Below are 19420 nucleotides of genomic sequence, written 5' to 3'. Positions count from 1 at the left end.
TCATTGATTATGAAATCGATAAGACCCATTCTTCAACAAAATTAAGTGCTGCATCCAATTTTTCAGGGTCTTTTCCGCCGGCTTGGGCCATATCTGGACGTCCGCCACCGCCTCCGCCGCAACGGGAAGCAACTTCTTTGATCAATTTACCAGCATGGAAACCGCGATCGATATAATCCTTGGTAACCCCGGCAATCAAATTGACTTTATCACCTTGGGCCGATCCTAATACGATAATGACAGAATCGAGCTTTTGTTTCAAATCATCAGCCATGGCACGCAGATTATTCATATCGGTAGCTTGAACTTTTGCCACCAATACTTGAACCCCATTTATGTCTTTTACGTTAGAAACAAGGCTTCCTGCTTCAATATTACTTAACTTTGCAGTCAGGCTTTCATTCTCACGATGAAGATCCTTCACTTCAGCTAAGACCGTTTCAATTCTTGAAGGTACATCTTTCAAGTTCGTTTTCAACTTAGCAGCCGCGTCTTTCAAGACACCGATTTGATCAGTCATCAATTTGTATGCCCCGGCACCCGTTACCGCTTCTATCCGGCGAGTCCCTGCACCGATGCCGCTTTCTGAAACGATTTTGAACAAACCGATCACCGCTGTATTCGGGACGTGGACACCCCCGCAAAGTTCAAGACTATAATCGCCTATTTGAACGACACGGACAATCTTGCCGTATTTTTCGCCGAACAAGGCCATTGCACCCATCGCTTTAGCTTCTTCAATGTTTTTATAGTCCGTATTCACTTGTAAGCTTTGCCAAATCTTTTCATTTACAATCGTTTCGATCCGCTCAATCTCTTCCGCCGTTATCTGGCCAAAATGAGAGAAATCGAAGCGAAGGCGCTCAGCTTGTACGAGTGAACCAGCCTGATTGACATGTGTACCAAGCACATCTTTCAACGCCTGGTGCAGAAGATGTGTCGCAGTATGATTTTTCGTGATATGGATGCGGTTTTCTTGATCTACCGCAGCAACGATATCGGAATCTGATGTTAAAGTGCCGGCAGCCACTGTTACACGGTGCAGATTTTGGCCATTAGGAGCTTTTTGAACATCATGGACATCAACCTTCACGGCTTCACTAGCCATCGTTCCTTTATCAGCTATTTGCCCGCCGCTTTCCGCGTAGAAAGGAGTCTTGTTCAATATTACCTGAACTTCTTCACCTTCTTGTGCCTCCGTAACAAGCTCGCCATTTTTAATGATGGCAGAAACTTTGGCTTCAACCGCAACTTGATCATAGCCGACAAATTCACTTTCAACTTTAATATCGCCTAATACCCCGCCTTGGATTTGCATGGAATCAACATCTTGACGTGCTGAACGGGCACGTTCACGCTGTGCATCCATTTCTTTTTCAAAACCGGCTTGATCGACGGTCATGCCTTCTTCTTCTGCATATTCTTCCGTTAACTCGATCGGGAAACCATATGTGTCATATAAACGGAATGCATCACTGCCTGGAATGGTTGTACCGCCTTTTTCCTTTTCCTTTCTAATGACTTCAGAAAGGATGGCCAGTCCATCATGAAGGGTTTCATGGAAGCGTTCCTCTTCATTCTTGATAACTTTTGCAATGAATTCTTTATTATTGAGGACTTCAGGGTAGAAGTCTTTCATGATTTCGCCGACGACCGTCACAAGCTCGAACATGAATGGTCGATTGATGTTGATTTGCTTAGCATATCGAACCGCTCTGCGGAGTAAACGGCGCAGTACATAACCTCGGCCTTCGTTGGATGGAAGAGCCCCGTCACCTACTGCAAAGGCTACCGTACGAATATGGTCGGCAATGACCTTGAATGCAACATCTTTTTCTGAATCAACACCATACTTCACATCGGAAATCTCTTCGACTGCCCGGATGATTGGCATGAATAAATCTGTATCATAGTTCGTAGCCACATCTTGAACGACGGAAGCCATACGTTCAAGGCCCATTCCTGTATCGATATTTTTCTTTGGAAGCGGTGTGTAAGAACCGTCAGGATTATGGTTGAATTGAGAAAACACAAGATTCCAGACTTCCAGATGCCGTTCATTTTCCCCGCCTGGATATAGTTCCGGATCATTCGGATCATCGCCATATGCTGGTCCGCGGTCATAGAAAATCTCTGTATTCGGGCCACTTGGACCCTCACCGATATCCCAGAAGTTTTCTTCCAGGCGAATGATCCTTTCAGCAGGAACACCGATTTTCTTATTCCAGAGTTCGAATGCTTCATCATCTTCAGGATGGATCGTCACAGCCAATTTCTCTTTGTCGAACCCAATCCATTTTTCATCCGTCAAAAATTCCCATGCCCATGTAATGGCTTCTTCTTTGAAATATTCACCAATGGAGAAGTTTCCGAGCATTTCGAAAAACGTATGATGACGTGCCGTTTTCCCTACGTTTTCAATATCGTTTGTACGGATGGCCTTTTGAGCATTTGTAATCCTTGGATTTTCAGGAATCACCCGTCCATCAAAATATTTCTTTAACGTCGCCACCCCGGAATTGATCCATAGCAATGATGGATCTTCATGAGGAACCAATGACGCACTTGGTTCGATGTTATGGCCTTTTTCACTAAAAAAATCTAAATACATTTGGCGGATTTGAGCACCAGTTAAATACTTCATATATATATCCTCCTTTTAAAATTATGTAATTTTGAGCACACAAAAAACTCCCATCCCAAAAACAGGGACGAGAGTTAACTCGCGGTACCACCCTGATTATGGACGCAGAAACATTCCCGGGTCCATCACCTTCATAAAAGCCTTAACGCGGCATGACGGCAGGTATTAGCTGCTCTCAGGACTAGCTTTCTGCTGCTCTTCACCTTGCAGTCCCTTTCAGCCTGGGGGACCCCTCTCTTTTAGATGGACTTCAGCATACTTCATCCTTCAACGAATTATCTTATGTAATGGATTATATTCACAAGACTTTTATTTGTCAATAAGGGGCGGCTTCTTTCTAAAGTGAACGCGGGCATGAAGTACAAATACTTTCAACACAGCCAAAATGGGAATCGAAAGGACCATGCCCGTGATACCGCCTATTTCACCTCCGGCCAATAATGCGAGCATGATGAACAGCGGATGCATATGGAGGCTTTTACCGACTATTAGCGGCGACAGGATATTTCCCTCAAGAAATTGAAGTACAAGCACGATTACGGCGATGATCAACACCATTTTAACTGACATTGTCGCGGCGATGATCACTGCGGGAATGGCTCCAATAATCGGTCCGAAATACGGAATGACATTCGTTATTCCGATTATCGCCCCCAATAGAAGCGGATATTGCATTCCGACTACCCAGAAGAGCAGCGAGGAAATCAAACCGATCACGGCACAGACGATGATTTGTCCGCGGATATATCCGCCAAGCGACGCATCCACATCACGAACGAATGCCCGTCCCTGCTTGCGCCACTTCTTCGGAGTCATATACCATGCCATTTTTTTTAAAGCTGTGAAATCTTTCAGGATATAAAAAGCAATGAATGGAATCAACGCAATAAGGAGTATGAAATCAATCATCCTCATTGCATACTCCATCGCCTTTTCAGGTATACGCTTCAGCCAATTTTCGAAAAGGGTGACACCTTCTTCGAATCTTTCATGAATTCCGAATGGCCAGGCCGCCGTCTGATGGTTGAGTTTATCAATTCTGCCCCGGTACTGTTCAACCAGTTCCGGTACGCTTTCCGACAGCTCGCGTACCTGGCTGACCATCACTGGAATACCTTTATACACAGCAAAGCCGATCCCTCCGAAAAACAACAAATAGATAATCGTAATCGAAAGCCAGCGACGCATCCCTTTCTCATTTAAATATTCCACAACAGGATGCAGCAAGTAACTGATGAACGCACCAATCAAAAAAGGCAGCAGTACCGTCACACATACAGTAAAGGCAGGTCCCCACATGGGCTTAAGTTTCATAAAAATATAGATAACGAAAAATAAGAGCAATAAAAAACCCAGGCGATAAAACCACTTTAGACGAATACTCACTATAAACACCTCCCGCTCATTTATTCTTCGAAAGGCGGAAGGTTTTCATACATAAAAAAGAGTGTCCTCATTATCAGGACACCCATTCCCGCTATAATAATGACTTTAATCTTTTGCGTATTTTCTTCATGTTCCGCTTGATTATCTTCGAATTCATCAAGTCCGAACCCATATTCATTAAAGTATTCCGTGAACGTCTAGCCATTGCAAACACCTCTTCCGTTAAATTACATACTGAAGCGGCGGTCATTTTCCTCAAACAAATCGTCCAATGAGCTTAAACTTCCATCTTCCTCGACTTGGTGCGTATTAATTAGGCCTTCGGATAAGGTCATTTCAATAAAGCAATTCCAACAATAATATTGATTCACGCCAATCTTCCCAACATCTTTACTGCGGCAATTCGGACATTTAATTTCCAAAATGGACACCTCACTGTTCATAAACTGAAACAATGATGGTATCCTTCCCTAATGCAGGCGGCTGTTTTGATTCTATCACTGTCGACTCCGAGAAAAACCCATCCGTTGTTTCATACGCTATAATCGTGCCCATTTTCTCCTTGAAATATACATCCTGCAGTAAACCCAGTTCTTCGCCCATTTCTGAAAAAAGCATGCGTCCCAATAATTCGTCCTTCGAAAGGCATATGGAATCCGCAGGTACTTTCCTTAAGCTTGAATCCTGTTGCAAGATGACGATCCCATCTGGACCGAATGAAGAAATATCGTCAAGTTTCAAATGAAAAGCTCTTTTGAACAATGCTTGCTGATGAACGACCAAGCCTGTTACCTGACCCATTTCAGAAATTGATAAATCGTGGACCGTGCCGACTCTTTCTCCTTTGATTGTAAAAACCGGCATCCCTTTCAATAATGAAAACGTCCGCAAGGTCATCCCGCCTTTCCGAACATTCTTATTATCTCTTTTCTGCTGAAAATAGATGTGCTGAAAGGTTTTCCATTGTTGCTCGATCTTCCGGAAATACAGGGAACAGGCATAAAAAAAAGACCGGTTTCCCGGTCTGACCCACCTGCTTTACCATCCCCTGCTGGCACCTCCGCCACCGGAACTTCCTCCGCCGCCGCCCCGTGGACCGCCGCTGCCGCCTCCACGGCCACCGCCGCCTCCGCGACTAATGATTATCAAAAGGATATTGATTAGCATTTGAAGGAAAAATCCTTTAAAGAACTTGGCATCGAGGATGAATACGATGATGACTACGATGATAATGAGGAAAATCTGTAAACCTGATGGCTGAAAGTTTTCTGACTCAGGCTGAACGGAGAGATCTTGATAAAACTCGTCACCTAGGTTGTATTCTTTCGTGACATCTTTATATACGGCCTTATAGGTTTCCGTCAGGGCAACATCATATTTACCCTCTTTCAGCGCAGGGATAGCCACATTGTCCAAAATCTGTCCAGATTTTATATCGGTAATGGCCCCTTCCAAACCGTAACCCACTTCAATACGGATTTTTTGTTCTTCCATGGCCAGAACAATGAGGACTCCATTGTTCTGCTCGGCATCACCAAGCTTGAATGATCTCAATGCCTCGACCGAGTACTCCTCGATCTCGGATCCTTCCATCGAATCAACCGTCAAAACGGAAATTTGTGCTTTTGTGGCATCATCCAATCGTTTCCCAAGTTCGATGAGTTCGGATTTTTCCTGATCATCCAGGACTCCGGCGAAGTCCTGAACATATATATCCCCAACTGGTTCAGGGATGTTAGGTTGTGCTGCGACCACGTTTGCTAAACTGCACGTGAGAATGAAGAATAGCGCAAACACAGCGAGTCTTTTCATTATTTATCGCTCCCGAAATCAACCTTTGGCGTTTCTTTTTCTTGATCGGTCACTTCAAAATATGGTTTAGCATCGAACCCGAACGCTCCTGCCATCATATTCTTCGGAAAGCGTTTAATCATCTTATTATAGTTGGTAACTTCATCATTATAGTCTTTTCGTGCTACCGTCAGTCGATTTTCCGTTCCTTCCAAACTATCCATGAGACCCTTGAAGTTCTCATTGGCCTTTAAATCCGGATAGTTCTCGACAACCACCAAAAGACGGCTCAATGCCCCGCTCAATTCTTGATCGGCATCAATCGCATCTTCAGTCGAATTGGCACCAGCCAACTTTGAGCGTGCATCACTCACCGCTTTAATGGCTTCCGTTTCATGCGAAGCATAACCCTTCACCGTTTCGACAAGATTCGGAATCAAATCCGCCCTTCGTTTCAATTGGTTATCCACCTGTGACCATTTATTGTCGACGTCTTCATTGGCACTTACAAGGCCGTTGTACGAAGATGCCCCATAAATGACCAGTAAAACGACAACGACTATACCTATTATCCACCCTTTTTTCATCAAATCCCCCCTGCTCTTTCACGTTTAAGTTATATTCTATATTAGTTCCACCAAAACTATGAATTTTAAACAAAATTCATTAAATGAAGAAACAAAACATTGATCACCAGCTACATGAAATCATAAGGGGTGACACTTTCCATCCCGATCATCGGGTCAGCATGCATGAGAGTATCAAGGTAACTTGCCTCTTGTGCATGTACCTCTCCCTTTTCAACCGGCATATCTTCCTCACTCAAAATCTCCCGCAGCTTTTCACGCAAAGTCGTTTTCCGGCGCATCTCATCATTACGCTCGATCCCTAAACGGAATGCATCCTCTTCACCACAAAGGATCAAGAAATTTTTACTGCGGGTAATCGCCGTATACAATAAATTTCGGCGGAGCATCCGATAATAACTTTTCACTACAGGTAAAATGACAATGGGGAATTCGCTTCCCTGCGACTTATGGATGGAGCAGCAATATGCATGAGTAATCTGGTTCAAGTCCTGTTTCGTGTAGGTCACCTCGATACCTTCGAAAGATATGATAACTTTATCGACATGATCGGTATTTTCCTTAGCGAACAGTATGGACACGATTTCACCCATATCGCCATTAAAGACACCCTCCTCTGGCTGGTTCACCAGTTGAAGCACCTTATCACCCGTTCTGTATATCACGTCACCGAATTTAATTTCCCGTCGCTTTTCATCCGCATTGCCATTGAACACTTCCTGAAGCATTTTATTAAGTGCATCAATCCCGGCAGGCCCCCTATACATCGGAGCCAGCACCTGTATATCCCTGGCCGTGAAACCCTTTGTCCTGGCATTCGCAACCACTTTCTCGATTACCTGGGCGATTTGCCCGGTCTGGCAGCGAATGAACGATCGATCTTCCTGCTGCTTCGTAACATCATCCGGGAGTCTTCCTTTTTTGATGTCATGCGCCAATTCAATGATCGATGAGCCGTCAGCTTGACGGTATATATGTTCCAAACTGACAGTCGGTACACAATCCGATGCAAGCAAATCCTTTAAAACCTGCCCAGGGCCGACTGATGGCAGCTGATCTTCATCACCTACCAATATCACTTGGACATTTTCCGGCAAGGCTTTAAACAATTGATGGGCCAACCACGTATCCACCATGGAAACCTCATCGATGATCACGATCCGGCCATCCAACTGATTATCCTCATCATGGGAAAAGCCTTCACTCCCGTTCCACCCCAGCAAACGGTGGATCGTAACAGCGGGAAGTCCAGTCGATTCGGCCATGCGTTTCGCTGCACGGCCAGTAGGAGCCGCAAGTACGAATGGAAATGGATCGCTTCCTTCTTTTTTATAATCGTTAATGTCCATGGATACACCATGCAGCTCCGCATAAAGCTCAACAATTCCTTTGATCACTGTCGTCTTACCGGTACCCGGTCCCCCCGTCAAGATTAACATGGGGGATTGCAGGGCTGTTTGTATCGCTTCCTTTTGGGCCGGGGCGTAGGATACATCAAGCCGCTCTTCCAGCTTCCCAAGTGCCAGCAAAAACTCCGATTCCGGGAACTGGTCCTCATACTCCGTTTGAGCAAGCAGCCGCTTGATGTTCATGACGATTCCCTTTTCGGAATAGAATAGTGAAGGCGGATAAATTCGTTGATCCTCGACAACTATTTTCCCCTCTTGCGTCAATTCGATTATTTCCGAGGAAATGTTTGTGAATTCAATGCGATCCCGTTTATTTTCCTCAAGCAGCCGCTTGACCGCTTCCAATAGCTGCTCGGCTTCTATGTAGATATTTCCATCCTGGAGGCATTGTGATTCAAGTGTATACAAGCACGCAGCCTTGATTCGGTCGGGATGGCTGCCGGAAATGCCAAGCTGATGCCCAAGCTCATCCGCCCGTCCAAAACCAATCCCTTCAATATCCTCTACGAGCTTATAAGGATTTCCCTGAACCATCGTGATCGTATCCTGTTTATACATTTGATAAATCTTCATCGACAACTGTGGTCCAAAGCCATATTGATTCAGGGCGATCATCACCTGCTCCAAACCTTGATGCTCGACTAATGTATCATAGAGGCCCTTTGCCTTTTCCCCTGATAGCTTCGGGATATCATCAAGTAACGAAGGCTGAGCCAGAATTTTGGAAATTGCCTTTTCCCCTAGTGTCTCAACAATGCTTTCGGCTGTTTTTTTCCCAATGCCCTTGAAAAGATCACCGGATAAATAACTGACGATCCCTTCCTTGGATTGAGGCAAATCCTTACGGAAATGCTCCACATGAAATTGAAGGCCAAAACGCGCATGTTCCTTCATCGCCCCATAAAAAATATAGATCTCATCCTCATGCATCCTTGGAAAATAACCTGTTACGACAGCTTCCTTCTCTTCATAATTCAGATTCGTTTCATGCACACGAATTCTTACAACCGAGTACATATTTTCTTCATTATGAAAGATCGTCACTAAATGACTTCCTTTCATGAACATTTTCTCCTCTGAAAACAAATCCAACGAATCTTGCTGGCTCAACGCTACTCCCCACCTTTCCATGCATATGCCGACTATTTACTCAGCATTCATTTCTTCCATCAGTTTCTTACCGTGTGCAGCAAGCATATGGTCAGGCTGTGCTTCCAAAGCCTTATCAAAATAAGCAATCGCTGCTTGCGCATCTTCACGATACCCGGCAAACGCAACACCTAAATTATAATAAGCATCGGCATGTCCCGGATCCTGCTCCACAACTAAATTCAGTTGATTGATCAATTCATCGTATAATTCCGCATTGGCAAGACATAGTGCATATTGGAATCTCGCGTCAACGTCCTCTGGGCTCAGCTCCACCGTTCTCTGTAAATAAGGCATCGCCAACTTCGGTTGATCCAACGCCATCAATGTCAATCCAAGCATGAAGTAAGCATCGCTGTTCTCCAGTCCCAAGCGGATTGCCTTTTCAAACATATCCTTCGCTTCGACTAATTTAGAATCGGATTCATAGTATAAGTTACCTAATGAATAATAAGCCGCAGCTGCATTTTCATCCAGCTCAATCGCCTTTCTGTAAAACTTGACCGCTTTATCCGTTTCACCAACGGCAGTCAATACATTCCCGAAATTTATGTAGGCAACAGGCTCATTCGGATTTTCCTCGATCGCCTCATTAAAAACTTTCGCCGCTTCTTCGTATTTCCCTTGCTGCATTAACTCAATTCCTAGTTGATTCTTATCCATTATCATTTCACACTCCATTTTTATATTAAAAAGTATAGCATAACAGTAGTCGAATTCAGACAGCACACCCGCAATCCAAAAGAAGTCCCCAACCGCAAACACAGCTGGGGACATGCTTATTTTACCCTACGTAAGTCAGTTTTTCACCTTTTTTAAATACCTCATCAATCGTACCGCCACCAAGGCACACTTCACCATCATAGAATACGACTGCTTGTCCAGGTGTGATCGCGCGGACTGGCTCGTCAAAGATGACTTCGACATCACCATTTTCCAAGACCTTCACCTTAACACCGCTATCCTCTTGACGGTACCTGAACTTTGCCGTACATGTAAATTCATCCGCAGGTATATGTTCCGCTACCCAGCTAACATTCACTGCACGAAGCGAATTGGAATACAGCACATCATTATCAAACCCTTGACACACATATAAAACATTGCGTTTCAAGTCTTTACCCGCAACAAACCAAGGATCGCCGCTGCCGCCAATCCCCAGACCGTGACGCTGACCGATGGTGTAATACATCAATCCGTCATGCTTGCCCATGACCTTGCCATCCATCGTGACCATATCTCCTGGCTGAGCTGGAAGGTAATTGCTTAGAAACTCTTTGAAATTACGTTCACCGATAAAACAGATGCCTGTAGAATCTTTTTTCGTTGCCGTAGCAAGACCCGCTTCTTTCGCAATCTCACGGACTTCCTTCTTATCAATATGTCCAAGCGGAAACATGACTTTTTCCAATTGTTCTTGAGTAAGTTGATTCAAGAAGTACGTTTGATCCTTATTATTATCGATACCGCGAAGCATTTTGTATTCGCCATCCCGGTATTCAACCTGTGCGTAATGACCTGTAGCCACATAGTCAGCACCAAGACTTACCGCATGTTCAAGAAATGCCTTGAACTTGATTTCCTTATTGCACATTACATCCGGATTCGGAGTGCGGCCCGCTTTATACTCATCCAAGAAATAAGTGAAAACTTTATCCCAATATTGCTTTTCGAAATTGACCGCATAATAAGGGATACCGATTTGATTACATACGGCAATTACATCATTGTAATCTTCCGTTGCCGTACAAACTCCGTTTTCATCTGTATCATCCCAGTTCTTCATGAAAATCCCGACCACATCATAGCCTTGATTCTTCAATAGCAGGGCTGACACAGAAGAATCCACGCCTCCTGACATGCCCACGACGACGCGGGTGTCCTTTGGTGCTTTATTCATTCTGTCACCTCATTTATTTAAAGAAGGAATTATCTTCCCACTAATCTTTGAACGATTTTAACGGTGGTTTCAGCTGCCTGCCTGACGTCCTCTTCCGTGTTGTTCAAACCGAAGCTGAAACGAATCGAATTCTTCGTCCGCTCCGAATCTTTCCCAAACATCGCCACTAGTACATGCGACGGATCGATTGACCCGGCTGTACAAGCGGATCCGCTCGATACCGCAACACCTGCCAAGTCCATATTGACGAGCATCGATTCCACATTCGTACCCGGAAAACTAACATTCAGCACATGTGGCAGCGACTGTTCCATAGATCCGTTAATTTCATATTGTACATCCGCCTCATCAAAGACGGCAAGCAATACGTCTTTAAATCGCTTGTATTGCTCCGTTTTCTCTTCCATCGAGCTTTGTGCAAGTAAAACAGCTTCTGAAAAACCAGCAATTGACGGCACACTCTCCGTACCTGCACGGCGTTTGCGTTCTTGTTCCCCGCCATATAAATGCGGATTCAGCTTCAAACCTTCACGCATATATAGAAAGCCGATTCCTTTGGGACCGTTGATTTTATGTGCTGATACACTCAGCAAATCCACCCCCAACTCACGAACGTCAATACGGATCAAACCATATGCCTGGACTGCGTCCGTGTGGAAAATGGCTGGATGCCCCTTGAGCAGCTGTCCAATTTCAGCAATCGGCTGGATCGTTCCAACCTCGTTATTGCCGAACATGACCGAAACCAAAATCGTATCGTCCCGCAATGCAGCCTTTAAATCGGCAATTGAAATAAGCCCCGCTTCATTCACAGGTAAATATGTGACTTCAAAGCCAGACTTCTCAAGGAATTGGCACGTATGCAAGACCGCATGATGCTCAATCTCTGTCGTGATGATGTGCTTTCCCTTTTCTTTATAAGCATTGGCAACACCAATGATTGCCGTATTATCTGCCTCGGTTCCACCGCTCGTGAAAATGATTTCATTCCGCCCGGCACCTATGCTCGTAGCAATACTCGAACGCGCTTCATCCAAAACATGGCGCGCCTCCCGCCCGAAAGCATGAATGCTCGACGGATTGCCAAAGTCATGGCTCATGACTACCATCATCCTATCGATCACATTCGGATGCATCGGTGAAGTCGCAGCATGATCTAAATATATTCTGTCCACTTTTTTGTCGCCTCCATTAAAAAAACGCAAGCGCCTACATAATAGGCGCATTGCTAATCACTTAAATATAGTACATATAAGAATCGATTTCACCCGTATCCTTGTAGCTAGCCAAATCCATAAGCGTCGTATTATCCAATACATCCTTCACAGCATCGCGAATCCGGATCCAAAGCTGGCGCTTAACCGGCTCTTCATCCTCAATGCCTTCAACCGGGGTAATCGGCCCTTCCAATACGCGGATAACATCACCCGAAGTGATCTCCTGAGGATCTTTAGACAAGACATACCCGCCATAAGCACCGCGGACACTCTTCACCAACCCTGCATTACGAAGCGGCGCAATCAACTGCTCCAAATAATGCTCCGACAAATTATGCGTCTGGGCAATCGATTTCAAACTTTTCGGGCCTTCTCCATAATGTTTAGCAAGCTCGATCATGATCGTTAAACCATAACGGCCTTTAGTAGATATCTTCATACATATACACCTCAAATTATTTATCCGTTTCTAAATTCTTTTGAAATTATAGCATATTCCCGCCGGAAATGCATTCACCCGCCCTTCATTTGTCAAATTATCCTAATTGGAAAGGTAGGAAAATGCAAAAAAGAATGAAATGTAACCGATCGGATGACGGATTTTTTTCCGGTGTAGACGGAATTTTGGGTTAGGACGGATTATTCGTACGCACGGTCGGATAGTGGGGATAGGTCGAATTTCCCGCTCGGACGGCCGGATTATTGGGCCCTAGATCGATTTAATACAAAAGTTCGTTCCATGCCACATTTATTTTCACCAAATACGGAAATCACTTTATTAACCGAGAATACTTCACTTAAATCTATAAGGAGTGGTTATCATGATCATTAAAAACTGCAAGATGCCTTTTAAGATAGACATGCTAGAAGCTCTGCTCTGATGAGACACTTACCTCCCGGACATGCGAGGCAACCTGCAATAATTGCAGATATCAAAAAAATCAAGGCAGGATACAACGGTGAATACAGAGTCTTCCAATCTCTTAAATCCCTTCCTGAAAAAGAGTATCTACTCTTTCATGACCTCCGTCTATTTGGATCACCTTTTCCCTTCCAAATGGACATCCACATCCTCTTTCCTTTTAATCCTTGAAGTCAAAAACATGGCTGGTGAAATCTTTAAGTGTTCTGCATTTACCATGGAGCGAAAATTAAAAAAGTGGATTTGCCGTACCTGTTTGGATATTTCCCTTGATGCTCACATTTCGGCAATTTATGATTATCTATACCTCGTTAAACCTACAATTACAAACAGCGAATTTCGAAACTTCGTCCAACTCCAATCCCCATCCAGTGCAAAAAAACTATTACTTTCACTGAAATTGAATCTTTCCGGCCATACTAGAGGGTGAGTTTATCTATTAAATTCTCTCTTAGAAGGATAGATCGAATTATTCCCTGGTAGGTCGGATTATTCTGCTGGCAGGTCGAATTAATTCTTTTTAGGACGGATTATTGCCCCGGTAGGTCGATTTATCGAACTATAGCACAAATTAAATCCCCAAACGGACTACTATATTAAGAATTCGCTCTCTTTTACACCATAATCAGCGCATTTCCCCTATCAGTTGTGATACCTTATATAAAAAGGAGAGGTGCGCAATGAATATTAAACCGCTTGCTTTCCGGATGCGGCCTCGATCGATTGATGAGATCATCGGGCAGGAGCATCTGGTCGGTGAAGGAAAAATTATCGCAAGGATGGTGAAAGCCAAGCAGCTTTCTTCCATGATTTTGTATGGTCCGCCGGGAATTGGCAAGACATCGATTGCAAGTGCGATTGCAGGAAGCACGAAGTTTGCTTTTCGGACGCTGAACGCGGTGACCAATAATAAAAAGGATATGGAAATCGTGGCAGCCGAGGCTAAGATGTCCGGGAAAGTGATTCTGCTGCTTGATGAGGTTCATCGACTCGATAAGGCAAAGCAGGATTTCCTATTGCCTTATCTTGAAAACGGGATGATCACCTTGATCGGTGCAACGACCAGCAATCCCTATCATGCAATCAATCCGGCCATCAGAAGCCGGTGCCAGATTTTCGAGCTCAAATCATTGGAAACCAATGATATAACCAAAGCTCTGGAACGGGCACTTCATGATGAAGAACGGGGGCTTGGTGCGTATAAAACCGATGTCAGCCTTGATGCCCTTACCCATTTCGCGACTGCTTCCAACGGAGATGTCCGCAGTGCCCTTAACGCTCTTGAACTCGCCGTCATTTCCACCGAAACCGATGAGTCCGGAACGATTCATATAGATCTGCAAATTGCCGAGGAATGCATGCAGAAAAAAAGCTTCTCACATGACAAGGACGGAGATGCCCATTATGATGTTCTGTCGGCATTCCAAAAATCAATTCGCGGAAGTGATGTGAATGCAGCCCTTCATTATTTGGGGCGATTGGTCGAAGCCGGTGATCTTGTCAGCATTGCCCGCCGCATGGTGGTCATTGCCTACGAAGACATAGGTCTTGCCAATCCCCAGGCTGGTCCCAGGGCACTCGCTGCCGTCGAAGCCGCTGAACGACTTGGGTTTCCTGAAGCCCGGATTCCACTTGCCAACTCAGTGGTCGAGTTATGCCTATCACCGAAATCGAATACGGCCATTGTCGCAATTGATGCAGCTCTGTCCGACATTCGCAGCGGCCATAGTGGAGATGTACCAGATCATCTCAAGGATGCCCATTACAAAGGCGCCACTGACCTCGGACGCGGCATCGGCTACCTTTATCCGCATGACTACGAGAATGGCTGGGTGAAGCAGCAATACTTACCGGACAAACTGCGCAGCAAAAAATATTACAAACCTAAAAAGAGCGGAAAATTTGAACAAGCCCTTGCCTCGGTCTATGAAAATATCGAGAAAAAGAAATAACTCCGGATCACTTCAGACCCGGAGTTTTTTTATTGTGGGAAATGAAAACTTTTAATATTCCTCAGATTGACAAAGACCGCCTCCTCATGAGCATTCATCAACCTTATTACTCATTCCAATATTCTGCGGATGCATAACTAAATTGAGAACGACCAGTTTATTGGTTTGTATGTACACCTGTCAGCCAAACGCTCCGGCTAGGACTTTCTTAGTTAAAAACCGGAACGCTTAGGCTAAATTCCCTTTGAATCGCCTTACTTGGACAATTTTCCCCGGGAATTAGTCCGCATCAAGGGCAGAAACAACATTTCAATATATGATTCTAGCCCGATAACTTTTACAGCATTTAATCTTAGATTATTGCAGACTGCAATCCGCGCACTTTTAGCCGCAGAAAAATTAGGTTTCCTCGTATCCAATAAAAGGATATGTCAATTGCGATTGCTAGCGGCATGTCCACTTTCATAAGAAGGCACAACAACTTTTTGGTTGCTGTACCTGTGTGGTCAATCTTCTTCTTTATAGATACCCTTCGATGCTTTAATCATATTTTCCAGCCACATTTTCTTAAATACATTTACACGACGAGGACTGCCATTCTCTTGTCCCTCAGCTGAATTTTCTTCTGCGGTGAGTTCATTTGTACCAATTTCGCCGGAAAGGATTTCATTTGAATTGCCTTCATCTGCTGAACTTTCCGTTGAGCTACTTTCATCTGATGATGAGCTTTCCGTTGAACTACTTTCATCTGATGATGAGCTTTCCGTTGAACTACTTTCATCTGATGAACTTTCCGTTGAATCACTCTCATACGATGAACTTTCCGTTGAATCACTCTCATACGATGAGCTTTCCGTTGAATCACTCTCATACGATGAGCTTTCCGTTGAATCACTCTCATACGATGAGCTTTCCGTTGAATCACTCTCATACGATGAGCTTTCCGTTGAATCACTTTCGTACGATGAACTTTCAGTTGAATATTCCATTTATTTTTTAACCTCCAATATTTATTTATTTATTCTTTAGGGATATCCGTACTGCATATATATGCTCCTTCTTTCTAATAGGGACTTTGCTTATCACCCATTTTAAAGTAAAACTTCATTCTCTTGGGAATATTTGGTGATTCAATTTTACCTGGTCAATTTAATTAGACTCAAAGTTTTTTCTCCTTGCAAACAAAAAAATAGCCTCGGAATCGAAGCTACTTTACATTTTTCCCTTCATGTTAGCTATGATGTCCCTTTAGCCAACCGACCACCGATTTCCCACTACTTTCGCGGAGGTCCTCGACATTTTCCTTGGAAATGATCTCGCCATCCTTAATCAGAATGACTTCATCAAGGATGTTCTCGATTTCTTCAATTTCATGAGTCGCCATAATAACCATTTGCCTTTCAAAATCGATAGAAGACAGCAAGCACCGTACAATCGACTCCCTGACCATAACGTCCAACCCTGAGAATGGTTCATCCAATAATATGACCGGTGCCTCACGGGAAAGGGCTAGCACTAATTTAAGCCTTCCCCGATTACCTATCGACATCGTACGGACCTTCTTCCGGTCATCCAATTTCATGAATGCCAGCATTTCAATTGCCTTATCCCGATTAAAATCAGCAAACTGCGATGCATGAAATTCAATATACTGACCTGCCGTAAAATTGGGATAGAAAAAATCAAGCTCTGTCAGATAAGAAACAACAGAAGCTGTCCTCCTGCTTACCGGCATCCCAGCGACCGTCACTTCACCATGATCCGGTTTCGCGAGACCCGCAATCAGTTTGAGCAATGTTGACTTACCGCTACCATTGGCTCCTAACACCCCATAAATCTTCCCCACTTCAAACGTGAGTGATACACCATCAAGGGCAGCAATGCTTCCATACCTTTTCGTTACATCATGCAGCTCAACTGTCATTCCGCATCCCCCTGCTTCTTCAGAAATTGCTGTACCGCCGTCAGCATTTCTTCTCTCGACAAGCCAATTTCTTTCATGTTCTCAACGAATGTCTCAATAACTTCCGTTTGAATCCGAGTACGCAGTGAAGCCATCAGCGCCGAATCATTTTTAACGAATGTACCTTGCCCCCTTCTCGTCTCCACAATTCCATCCCTCTCAATCTCGCTATAAGTACGCTGTATCGTATTCGGATTGACACCCATTTCGACAGCCATTTCGCGGACCGATGGCAATTTATCCCCACTCTTTATTTCACCCCGTACAATTGAATAACAAATTCGATCCGCAACCTGTAAATAAATCGGCTTTGATGCATGAAAATCCTCTGGCATCCTTTACACCTCAATCTTTCGGTCCAGCAGCCAACATGAAGCGAGGAACAATATCACTAATCCAATAACATCCAACCCGCTTGTCAAAAGCGAAATATTTCCCCCGCTTTCTATATAAAACTCCAACTTGGCTTGAGACAAGCTAAACGACGAACCGCTAAAAGCCGGTACAGCCCATATATCATCCAGTTTCTGATATACCATTGTATGACCAACCCAATTTTTCAACAAAACCATTCCTATAAACAGAAGAGACACTAACAGCCAACGAATATTTTTAATAAATTGAATCCTTGCGAGTGCATGATACACTACCCATAAAAACATCATAAGCACAGCTATGCCAATACTAACCGCCGTCATAACCCCGCCTATCTGTAACAAGCCACCTAATTCTGTAATATTTCCCACCTGAAAGTCTTGCTGAAAATAACTAGTCGGAACCTTAAATGCCACAATAACTAAACAGCTGGCAAATAAAATGGAAACCACTTGAAACAGCACACTTGACAATAATTTACTTCCAAGCAAAATCGCTGCAGACTGGGGATTGTGAATCCACAATTGCGTCTTTCCCTCATAATTCAAACAACCAAAAATCAAAGAGAACATAATAAATGGCTGTAAGAACAAGATCACCCATGTACACATATAAAAAAGACCTGCAACTTCCAAAAATTTGGATACTAAAAAAGAAATGAACACAAAGCCGACTTGCGCAACCAACAACCACAGAAGTGTGGATTTCCCAATCAACCACTCCTTTTGCACTAAACCTTTAAATGAATTCAACTTCCCAACCCCTTCATAATTGTTCTAGTTACATAGTACACAGTTACACCAAATTATGTCAAAGGTATTATAAAATAACAAAATATACTATTCTTTTATACTAAAATTAAATATAATAGATGATGTGGTTACAAAAAGAGGAAGGAAGTAAAATATGAGACATGAAAAAAAGAAGAAAAAGAAACGGACATGGCTGAAGGTAGTCGGTATAATTGTCCTACTTTTTATATTAGCAGGGGGAGCTTTTGCCTACTCTGTATGGAATTCACTGACAAAAACCGTTGACACGATGCATACACCAATAGACCGTACCACGGATAAACGAACCAAAGACCTTGCACTATCAGATCAGGAGCCATTCTCGATGCTCATGCTCGGTGTCGATGAACGTGATGGCGACAAAGGCCGTTCAGATACTATGATCGTCTTGACAGTCAATCCACAAAAGAAATCGGTAAAAATGCTTAGCATTCCGCGTGATACACGGACCGAGATAGTCGGTCATGGTACACAGGATAAAATTAACCACGCATTTGCTTTCGGCGGAGCGAAAATGTCCATGGATACCGTTGAGAATTTCCTGGATATCCCGATCGACTATTATATGAAGATCAATATGGAAGGCTTTAAGGATATCGTTGACGCAGTCGGCGGCGTGACTGTCCAAAACGATTTGGACTTCACCTATGAAGGCGTCCATTTTGCAAAGGGAAGCATTAATCTAAATGGGGAAGATGCACTTAAATATTCGCGAATGAGATATGAAGATCCGAATGGTGATTATGGCCGTCAATCCAGACAACGTTCCATCATCGAAGCTGTCATCAAGGAAGGCGCAAGCCTTTCATCATTGACGAAATACGATGATGTCTTCGCTGCATTAAGTAAAAATATCCAGACGAATTTGACGTTTGATGACATGATGGACATCCAAAAGAACTACAGGGACGCAAGCAAAAGCATAACCCAAGCAACTATTCCAGGAAATGGAACGAAAATCGACGGAGTCTACTATAATATTGTGTCGGATGAACAAAAAGAAAAGGTTCAATCCGAATTAAAAGAACAATTATCCATCAAATAAGAAAAAATGAAAGAGCTGTCCGGACCCGCATCCTGACAGCTTTTTCATTTTTCCCGTCCAATATTCTGACAAAAAACGAACACCAATTGTAGAGATTTGTAGGAATTTTTGTTGTTTATTAGGCATGAAAAGACGGTATAATCTAATATGAGCTGAAAATTCCATCTTCCCCTTGCCCCTTTAAATCACTAGACCTATTATTCTATGGACCCAGAATTCCATCAACCACCATTCATCAACTATAATAAACAATCCTAAACAAAAGGAGCGGATTTACATGAAAATCAAA

18 protein-coding genes are annotated in these 19420 nt (G+C 43.7%); 3 read left to right on the top strand and 15 right to left on the bottom strand.

What is annotated here, in order from left to right:
- Window positions 1-7: 7 nt before the first annotated feature.
- The 11 genes from alaS to cymR all read right to left on the bottom strand — a co-directional run bounded on the left by alaS (window position 8) and on the right by cymR (window position 12522).
- Complete coding sequence (alaS, locus tag QUF86_RS14255) at window positions 8-2644, bottom strand: alanine--tRNA ligase (RefSeq protein WP_289334701.1); 2637 nt, start codon at window positions 2642-2644, stop codon at window positions 8-10.
- A gap of 309 nt (window positions 2645-2953) precedes the next feature.
- A complete protein-coding gene (locus tag QUF86_RS14250) occupies window positions 2954-4030 on the bottom strand; it encodes an AI-2E family transporter (RefSeq protein WP_144479414.1) in 1077 nt (358 codons plus the stop codon).
- 227 nt (window positions 4031-4257) lie between these two features.
- Window positions 4258-4473, bottom strand: coding sequence for a hypothetical protein (locus QUF86_RS14245; protein WP_063233024.1), 216 nt, complete (start codon window positions 4471-4473; stop codon window positions 4258-4260).
- Entirely contained in the window at window positions 4463-4921 is a 459-nt protein-coding gene (locus tag QUF86_RS14240) for a PRC-barrel domain-containing protein (protein ID WP_483313918.1), read from the bottom strand. The genes QUF86_RS14245 and QUF86_RS14240 overlap by 11 nt, the downstream gene beginning before the upstream one ends.
- A 147-nt stretch (window positions 4922-5068) precedes the next feature.
- Window positions 5069-5842, bottom strand: a complete 774-nt coding sequence (locus QUF86_RS14235) for a TPM domain-containing protein (protein ID WP_289334699.1) — start codon at window positions 5840-5842, stop codon at window positions 5069-5071.
- Entirely contained in the window at window positions 5842-6411 is a 570-nt protein-coding gene (locus QUF86_RS14230; RefSeq protein WP_370694013.1) for a LemA family protein, read from the bottom strand. The genes QUF86_RS14235 and QUF86_RS14230 overlap by 1 nt, the downstream gene beginning before the upstream one ends.
- A gap of 107 nt (window positions 6412-6518) precedes the next feature.
- Window positions 6519-8927, bottom strand: a complete 2409-nt coding sequence (recD2, locus tag QUF86_RS14225) for an SF1B family DNA helicase RecD2 (RefSeq protein ID WP_289315578.1) — start codon at window positions 8925-8927, stop codon at window positions 6519-6521.
- Between the two features lie 36 nt (window positions 8928-8963).
- Entirely contained in the window at window positions 8964-9629 is a 666-nt protein-coding gene (locus tag QUF86_RS14220; protein ID WP_289315577.1) for a tetratricopeptide repeat protein, read from the bottom strand.
- Between the two features lie 121 nt (window positions 9630-9750).
- Window positions 9751-10866 carry a tRNA 2-thiouridine(34) synthase MnmA gene (gene mnmA, locus QUF86_RS14215; RefSeq protein ID WP_289315576.1) on the bottom strand — a complete coding sequence of 372 codons (1116 nt, stop codon included), beginning with the start codon at window positions 10864-10866 and terminating at the stop codon, window positions 9751-9753.
- A gap of 29 nt (window positions 10867-10895) precedes the next feature.
- Window positions 10896-12041: a cysteine desulfurase family protein gene (locus tag QUF86_RS14210; RefSeq protein WP_289334697.1), complete on the bottom strand. Its 1146-nt coding sequence runs from the start codon at window positions 12039-12041 to the stop codon at window positions 10896-10898.
- 61 nt (window positions 12042-12102) lie between these two features.
- Entirely contained in the window at window positions 12103-12522 is a 420-nt protein-coding gene (cymR, locus tag QUF86_RS14205) for a cysteine metabolism transcriptional regulator CymR (RefSeq protein ID WP_034308657.1), read from the bottom strand.
- A 441-nt stretch (window positions 12523-12963) separates the two neighbouring features.
- On the opposite strand from cymR, the gene QUF86_RS28610 reads away from it, so the two are divergent.
- Entirely contained in the window at window positions 12964-13176 is a 213-nt protein-coding gene (locus QUF86_RS28610; RefSeq protein ID WP_353957661.1) for a nuclease-related domain-containing protein, read from the top strand.
- 509 nt (window positions 13177-13685) lie between these two features.
- Window positions 13686-14957, top strand: coding sequence for a replication-associated recombination protein A (locus QUF86_RS14200; protein WP_289325838.1), 1272 nt, complete (start codon window positions 13686-13688; stop codon window positions 14955-14957).
- Between the two features lie 506 nt (window positions 14958-15463).
- Here the strand turns inward: QUF86_RS14200 and QUF86_RS14195 are convergent.
- The 4 genes from QUF86_RS14195 to QUF86_RS14180 form a co-directional block, all read right to left on the bottom strand.
- The gene (locus QUF86_RS14195) at window positions 15464-15946 is read right to left on the bottom strand and encodes a hypothetical protein (protein WP_289334696.1); all 483 of its coding nucleotides are present in this window, start codon (window positions 15944-15946) and stop codon (window positions 15464-15466) included.
- Window positions 15947-16188: 242 nt separating this feature from the next.
- Window positions 16189-16881 carry an ABC transporter ATP-binding protein gene (locus QUF86_RS14190; RefSeq protein ID WP_289334695.1) on the bottom strand — a complete coding sequence of 231 codons (693 nt, stop codon included), beginning with the start codon at window positions 16879-16881 and terminating at the stop codon, window positions 16189-16191.
- A complete protein-coding gene (locus QUF86_RS14185; protein WP_289334694.1) occupies window positions 16878-17255 on the bottom strand; it encodes a GntR family transcriptional regulator in 378 nt (125 codons plus the stop codon). The genes QUF86_RS14190 and QUF86_RS14185 overlap by 4 nt, the downstream gene beginning before the upstream one ends.
- Window positions 17256-17258: 3 nt before the next feature.
- Complete coding sequence (locus QUF86_RS14180) at window positions 17259-18047, bottom strand: hypothetical protein (protein ID WP_289334693.1); 789 nt, start codon at window positions 18045-18047, stop codon at window positions 17259-17261.
- A gap of 154 nt (window positions 18048-18201) precedes the next feature.
- Between QUF86_RS14180 and tagU the strand changes: the two genes are divergently transcribed.
- A complete protein-coding gene (tagU, locus tag QUF86_RS14175) occupies window positions 18202-19131 on the top strand; it encodes a polyisoprenyl-teichoic acid--peptidoglycan teichoic acid transferase TagU (RefSeq protein ID WP_289315569.1) in 930 nt (309 codons plus the stop codon).
- Window positions 19132-19420 lie beyond the last annotated feature (289 nt).

The organism is Peribacillus sp. NJ11 (assembly GCF_030348405.1).
Lineage (GTDB): Bacteria > Bacillota > Bacilli > Bacillales > DSM-1321 > Peribacillus.
The sequence above is the reverse complement of the archived record's forward strand: the minus strand, read 5'-3'. Positions and strand labels throughout refer to the sequence as shown.

What these genes read in the sequence shown, in the direction of transcription:
- QUF86_RS14220 (WP_289315577.1), bottom strand. Translation starts at nt 9,629, where the DNA reads ATGGATAAGAATCAACTAGGAATTGAGTTAATGCAGCAAGGGAAATAC.
- QUF86_RS14195 (WP_289334696.1), bottom strand. Translation starts at nt 15,946, where the DNA reads ATGGAATATTCAACTGAAAGTTCATCGTACGAAAGTGATTCAACGGAA.
- QUF86_RS14190 (WP_289334695.1), bottom strand. Translation starts at nt 16,881, where the DNA reads ATGACAGTTGAGCTGCATGATGTAACGAAAAGGTATGGAAGCATTGCT.
- alaS (WP_289334701.1), bottom strand. Translation starts at nt 2,644, where the DNA reads ATGAAGTATTTAACTGGTGCTCAAATCCGCCAAATGTATTTAGATTTT.
- QUF86_RS14235 (WP_289334699.1), bottom strand. Translation starts at nt 5,842, where the DNA reads ATGAAAAGACTCGCTGTGTTTGCGCTATTCTTCATTCTCACGTGCAGT.
- cymR (WP_034308657.1), bottom strand. Translation starts at nt 12,522, where the DNA reads ATGAAGATATCTACTAAAGGCCGTTATGGTTTAACGATCATGATCGAG.
- tagU (WP_289315569.1), top strand. Translation starts at nt 18,202, where the DNA reads ATGAGACATGAAAAAAAGAAGAAAAAGAAACGGACATGGCTGAAGGTA.
- QUF86_RS14200 (WP_289325838.1), top strand. Translation starts at nt 13,686, where the DNA reads ATGAATATTAAACCGCTTGCTTTCCGGATGCGGCCTCGATCGATTGAT.
- QUF86_RS14245 (WP_063233024.1), bottom strand. Translation starts at nt 4,473, where the DNA reads ATGAACAGTGAGGTGTCCATTTTGGAAATTAAATGTCCGAATTGCCGC.
- mnmA (WP_289315576.1), bottom strand. Translation starts at nt 10,866, where the DNA reads ATGAATAAAGCACCAAAGGACACCCGCGTCGTCGTGGGCATGTCAGGA.
- QUF86_RS14185 (WP_289334694.1), bottom strand. Translation starts at nt 17,255, where the DNA reads ATGCCAGAGGATTTTCATGCATCAAAGCCGATTTATTTACAGGTTGCG.
- QUF86_RS28610 (WP_353957661.1), top strand. Translation starts at nt 12,964, where the DNA reads ATGAGACACTTACCTCCCGGACATGCGAGGCAACCTGCAATAATTGCA.